Annotated in this window: 5 protein-coding genes and 1 pseudogene; 4 read left to right on the top strand and 2 right to left on the bottom strand. The window is 62.5% G+C overall.

Annotated elements, in window-relative coordinates:
• On the bottom strand, positions 1-176 hold a 176-nt coding region (locus AHiyo1_RS24930), incomplete at its 3' end, for a DUF7059 domain-containing protein (RefSeq protein WP_445286240.1).
• 101 nt (positions 177-277) lie between these two features.
• On the opposite strand from AHiyo1_RS24930, the gene AHiyo1_RS18365 reads away from it, so the two are divergent.
• A complete protein-coding gene (locus AHiyo1_RS18365) occupies positions 278-715 on the top strand; it encodes a hypothetical protein (RefSeq protein WP_084784589.1) in 438 nt (145 codons plus the stop codon).
• Positions 716-758: 43 nt separating this feature from the next.
• Positions 759-1,295 carry a hypothetical protein gene (locus tag AHiyo1_RS18360; protein WP_059389503.1) on the top strand — a complete coding sequence of 179 codons (537 nt, stop codon included), beginning with the start codon at positions 759-761 and terminating at the stop codon, positions 1,293-1,295.
• Between the two features lie 9 nt (positions 1,296-1,304).
• On the opposite strand, the gene trhO is transcribed toward AHiyo1_RS18360, so the two are convergent.
• Positions 1,305-2,198 (bottom strand): oxygen-dependent tRNA uridine(34) hydroxylase TrhO, encoded by an 894-nt coding sequence (trhO, locus tag AHiyo1_RS18355; RefSeq protein WP_059389502.1) that lies wholly within the window; start codon positions 2,196-2,198, stop codon positions 1,305-1,307.
• 125 nt (positions 2,199-2,323) lie between these two features.
• Here trhO and AHiyo1_RS18350 point away from each other — a divergent pair, with 125 nt between their 5' ends.
• Together AHiyo1_RS18350 and AHiyo1_RS18345 are read left to right on the top strand one after the other, a co-directional pair.
• Positions 2,324-3,019 (top strand): GNAT family N-acetyltransferase, encoded by a 696-nt coding sequence (locus tag AHiyo1_RS18350; RefSeq protein WP_059389501.1) that lies wholly within the window; start codon positions 2,324-2,326, stop codon positions 3,017-3,019.
• 66 nt (positions 3,020-3,085) lie between these two features.
• Positions 3,086-5,408: pseudogene (locus AHiyo1_RS18345) on the top strand (DEAD/DEAH box helicase).
• Positions 5,409-5,576 lie beyond the last annotated feature (168 nt).

The raw sequence follows: 5,576 nt of genomic DNA, 5'->3' as shown, positions 1-5,576 counted from the left end.
AGCTGATCCCGGGCGAGGGCCGCGTGGGCGGACTCCCCAAGAAGTCCTGCCACTCCGTCCACGGTGTAGCCAACGTTCCGCAGGTCGTCGGCGAGCGCCGTGAGCAGCTCGGGAAGGTCGCTGCGGGGAGCGTCGAGGGTGGTGGTTTTCGGGGCGGTCCCAAAGATGGCGGGCATTGCGGGATCAGTCACTGTGCAAGTCTATTCGGGCTGGTGGGTGGGCGGCCGCGTGATCGCCTGCGTCGGCGGGGAGGCATTCGAGCAGGTAGCGTTGAATCATGGCATTTCACCCCTCCACTTGGCGTCGCGCTGCTCTTTTGCTCGTTGGCGCTGCCACCCTGGCGATGACGGCGTGCTCCTCCGGGGGATCTGTCTCCAACGCCGACATCCCCGCGTGGAAGGCGACCACCATGCCGTCGGCGGCCGGGGTGGTCCTGGAGGACTCAGGAAAAATCCCGAACCGTGACCCCTTGGTCAAGAACTTCGCAAATGTCGCTGCCGGAAGCTACACCCTGACTGTGGCCTGCGACGGCGGCGGCAAGGCATTCTTCGACGTTTCCTCGGGTGGCACGCAGATCACCGAGGCCGGGGCTGCGTGCAATGGCAGCCGCGAAACGTCCCGCATCAAGATTCCCTCAGCCGGCCCACTGAGCATCAGCGCAAGCAGCGTCGATGCACCCGTGATCTACGCATACCAACTGGTACCGGCTTCGTAACTGCCGCTTCGTTCCCGGCTGCGGCCGGGCGTAGAGTCGGACTATGGGGTGGGCACGCGCCCTGAAGGTTGCGACGACGCCGCCGGCGATTCCCGCCGTCGTGCTTTGTGGTGTGCTCGCGTGCGGCACTTTGGCCTCGTGCGAATACACCTACGAGGACGGCCGTGCCGCGGCGAGCAGTCCGCCGTCCGCGGTGATCACGGATCCGGTGTTGACCCGCGACCCGGCCCTTGGACAGACCGTCACGGGCGATGCGCTGAAGGCTTGGGCGCAAGACGTGCTTCCAGACGTGAACGGGCTGTCCTTTTACAGCAGCTTCGACCTGCTGTCCGCTGGAGAGTCCCGCGACGAAGAGACCACCCAGCTTCCTGGGGGAACGTATGCAGTGACTCTGGCGTGCCGAGGTACCCGCAGCACCGAATTCACTGTGCGGAACGGGAGCGAAGTCCTCATCGAGGTAATGCTGCGCTGTGGCACCACGAGGGTCAAGGTCGTGCAACTGGAGACAGACGCCGTCCTGGGCATCACGATCACCGCAAATGCGCAGGCAAACTTCGCGTACCGGGTGAGCCGGATCTGATGACCGGGGCTAGGCCGCGCAGCCTTCCGGGCAACGCAGCGTTTCCGGGCTCGAGGCACATTCGGCGCAATACAGCGTGAGGTTGCGGCAGCTCAAATTGGAGCAGTTTTCAAACTTGTTGGTGGGCGCCTGGCAGCGGACGCATTGGCCAATGGTCTTGGCATCCTCACTGAATTCCATGTGCATGCGCTTGTCGAAAACGTACAAGGAACCTTCCCACAGGCCCTGGTCCTTGTAGGTCTCGCCGTAGCGGACAATCCCGCCGTCGAGTTGGTAAACCTCCTTGAAGCCGCGGTTCACCATCAGGCTGGAAAGGACTTCGCACCGGATTCCGCCTGTGCAGTAGGTGACTACGGGCTGGTCCTTGAGGTCGTCGTATTTTCCCGAGTCGAGTTCCTTGATGAAGTCGTGTGTGGTGGCGACGTCGGGAACGATCGCGTCCTTGAATTTGCCGATCTGGGCTTCGAAGGCGTTCCGTCCATCGAAGAACTTCACGTCCTGCCCTGAAGCCTTCTTTTCCTCCAGCAGTGCGTGGAGCTCTTCGGGCTGAAGGTGGGTGCCACCGCCGACGACGCCGTTCTCGTCCACCTTCAGTTCACCGGGGGCGCCGAAGGACACGATCTCATCGCGAACCTTGACGCTGAGCCTCGGAAAGTCGTCGGCGCCGCCTTCGGACCATTTGAAGTCGATATCGTGGAAGCCCTTGTATTCCTTGGTGGTCTTCACGTACTGCTTGACGTTGTTCAGTTCCCCACCAACTGTGGCGTTGATGCCGTCCCGCGAAATAAGGATCCGCCCGGTCAGGCCGAGCTTCTCGCACAGGGCGCGCTGCCAGAGCCGCACGGCGTCCGGGTCAGCGATCGGAGTAAAGCCATAGAAGAGCACAATTCTGTTCAAAGCCACGTATTTAAGGGTACTTGCTGGCCCCAAACCCATGAGTCGGGCCGCCGTTCGGTCACTCTAAGTGTTAATGGAGCTGTTACTGACGGCCCCTGTTGATTCCCAGACCGCTGGCATAGTCTCTCTACATGAGTCACGAAGCCTTGGTTGAAGACATCGCTGAGCTGCTCGACGTCTGGGTGGCTGGCTGGGCCGGGTCCCGGAGTTACGAAACGCGAAAGGAAGGCCGGTTCCCGGCAGCCCTGCGTGCAGACAAAACCGGCGACTGGGAATACTTTGCCTACGACCCCTCGGATGACGAGTTCGCCGAACTGGCCGCCAAGACCGCCCAGGCGGACACTCGCATTTTGACGATCCTCACGAACGACGCAGGACGCTACACCCAATTGGCTCGCGAGAACGGATTGAACGTCACCTCCGATTCCCAGACCATGATGATCGTGGACATGGGGACGCAAGATGCCGAGGATCCGTGGCTCTCGGATGACGACCTCAAGCTCACCACTTCCGAAAGCAAGGGCGTCCACTACGCCGTGGTCCATGCCGGCGAAGAGGTGGCGGCCAGCGGACAGGTATACGTAGTCAAGCAGACAGCGGTGTTCGACAAAATCGTCACCGAGCCCAACTACCAGCGCCGGGGACTGGGCAGTTTCATCATGAAAGCCCTCGCCGCGCAGGCATTTCAATACGATGTTGAAAGCGGCCTGCTCCTCGCTTCCTTGGACGGACAGCATCTCTACTCCCACCTTGGCTGGAAGCACGTGTGCCAGGTGCTCATGATGTCCACCAAATCGGTCGACGAGACTGACCTGTCTGTGGCGTAGCCGAGGTTCGGCGCCGTTCGGTTTCCGGCGCAATGACAGAATGTTCACGTGAACGCAACTGAATCGATGATCTCCCTTCTGGGCAGGAGCCCGGACCCGGAGCAGTTGCGACATGTCCGCACTATTCCAGCTCGCCAGGCGGTCCACGAGGCGTGGCCGGGCTGGGCCCATCCCGATGTGGTTGCCGCTTACGGGGCTTTGGGCATCCACGAACCGTACCGGCATCAGATCGAAGCAGCCGAGCTCGCCCACTCCGGCCAAAACGTCGTCATTGCCACCGGGACCGCCTCCGGAAAGTCGCTCGCCTACCAACTGCCGGCCCTCGACGCCATCCATCGTTCAGAACTGCGGGTGCTGTCCGAACCGGGCAAGATCCACGACGACGGTGCCGTCACCCTGTATCTCTCCCCCACCAAGGCACTTGCAGCCGACCAGTTGGCAGCGATCCGCGCGCTCAAGCTCCCCACGGTCCGGGCGGAAACGTACGACGGCGACACCGAGCAGTCCCAGCGCCGCTGGATCCGTGATCATGCCAACTTCATCCTCGCAAACCCCGACATGTTGCACTTCGGGATCCTGCCCAACCACACGTGGTGGGCCCGCTTCTTCCGCAGGCTCCGGTACGTCATCGTGGACGAGGCCCATAGCTACCGCGGGGTGTTCGGGTCCCACGTCGCCAACCTCATGCGGAGGCTCCGGCGAATCTGTGCCTACTACGGTGCCGGCACCTCCTTTCCTGAACCGGTGTTCATTGCGGCGTCGGCGACTGCGTCGGACCCGGGCACATCCTTCGCCCGGCTCATCGGCACCCCCGTCCGCGAAATTTCCGAGGACTGTTCACCTCATGGCTCCACGACGGTGGCATTCTGGGAACCTGCCCTGACCGAGCTGAAGGGCGAAAACGGGGCAAAATCCCGCAGGACCGCCGTCGCCGAGACCGCGGACCTGCTGGCCAACCTCGTGTCCTCCCGTGTGCGGACCATCGCCTTCATCAAGTCCAGGCGCGGCGCGGAAACAATTTCGTCTATCACCAAGCGCCTCCTCGACGAAGTGGATCCCAGCCTGCCCCAGCGGGTTGCTGCGTACCGTTCCGGCTATCTCCCCGAGGAGAGACGGGCTTTGGAAAGGGCTTTGCGTTCCGGTGAGCTGCTTGGGGTGTCCAGCACGTCGGCATTGGAATTGGGTATCGACATTTCCGGGCTGGACGCCGTGCTGGTAGCCGGCTGGCCCGGGACGAGGGCTTCCCTGTTCCAACAGATCGGACGGGCCGGCCGGGCAGGCCAAAACGCTATTGCCGCGTTCGTGGCCAGCGACGATCCTTTGGACACATACCTCGTCAACCATCCGGAGGCGATCTTTGACGTGTCGGTCGAGGCCACCGTCTTCGATCCCGGAAACCCCTACGTGCTCGGCCCCCATCTGTGCGCGGCAGCGGCCGAGCTCCCGATCGGTGTGGCTGAACTTGAGCTGTTCGGGCCGACGTCCGAATCCCTGCTGAATCAGTTGGTGCAACAGGGGTACCTGCGGAAACGGGCCGCGGGCTGGTTCTGGACCCATCCCGAGAGCGCCGCGGCATGGTAAACCTCCGCGCAGATGGCGGCGGCCCCGTAAGCATCGTGGACTCCGAGACTGGCTCCCTGTTAGGCACCATGGACTCGCCACAGACGCACTACCAGGCGCATACGGGTGCGATCTATGTGCACCAAGGCGACAGTTACTTGGTCGAGGAACTGAACGAAGAGGACCATTGCGTGGTGGTTCGTCGAACCAACCCGGACTACTACACGACGGCACGGGACGTGACGCAGATCGAGGTGCTGCAGACTCTCCGGACCATGGAATGGGGGGATATCGCGGTTCACTTCGGCGAAGTGAAAGTAACAACACAGGTAGTCTCCTTCCAACGTAAGGCACTGATTTCCAACGAGGTTTTGGGGGAAGAACCGCTGGAACTCGGGGCCAGGGATCTTTTCACCAAGGCGGTATGGTTTGTGGTCCACAACCGTTCGCTGACTAGCGCAGGCCTTGTCGAGGCCCAGTTCCCGGGTGCCCTTCACGCCGCCGAGCATGCCGCCATCGGGCTTCTGCCGCTGGTCGCTTCAAGTGATCGTTGGGATATTGGTGGAGTCTCAACAGCGCTCCACGCCGACACCGGAGTTCCCACGATCTTTGTGTACGACGGCCATCCAGGCGGTGCCGGATTTGCCGAGCGCGGCTTCGAAAAAGCCAAAGTGTGGTTGACCGCCACAAGGGACGCCATCAAAGCCTGCGAGTGTGACACCGGCTGCCTTCCTGCGTCCAGTCCCCCAAATGCGGCAACAAGAACAATCCGCTGGACAAGGACGCAGCGGTCACCCTGATAGACGTGCTGCTGCGCGACGCGTCCTAGGCGCACGATTTAGGGCGGCGGTTCTAGGGCGGCGGTTCTAGGGCGGCGGACCGGCCCGGGCTCTGCCGGTCGCGGTCCCGAAGACTGCGCCGCGGTCCAGCTCAGTGCGGACTTCCACGATCCCGCCTACGCCCACCGTGCACGCCGTCAACGAAGCTCCATGCTGCG

It is taken from the genome of Arthrobacter sp. Hiyo1, from assembly GCF_001263615.2.
GTDB lineage: Bacteria > Actinomycetota > Actinomycetes > Actinomycetales > Micrococcaceae > Arthrobacter.
Note: the sequence above shows the minus strand (reverse complement) of the source record. Positions and strands in the feature narration are given on the sequence as shown.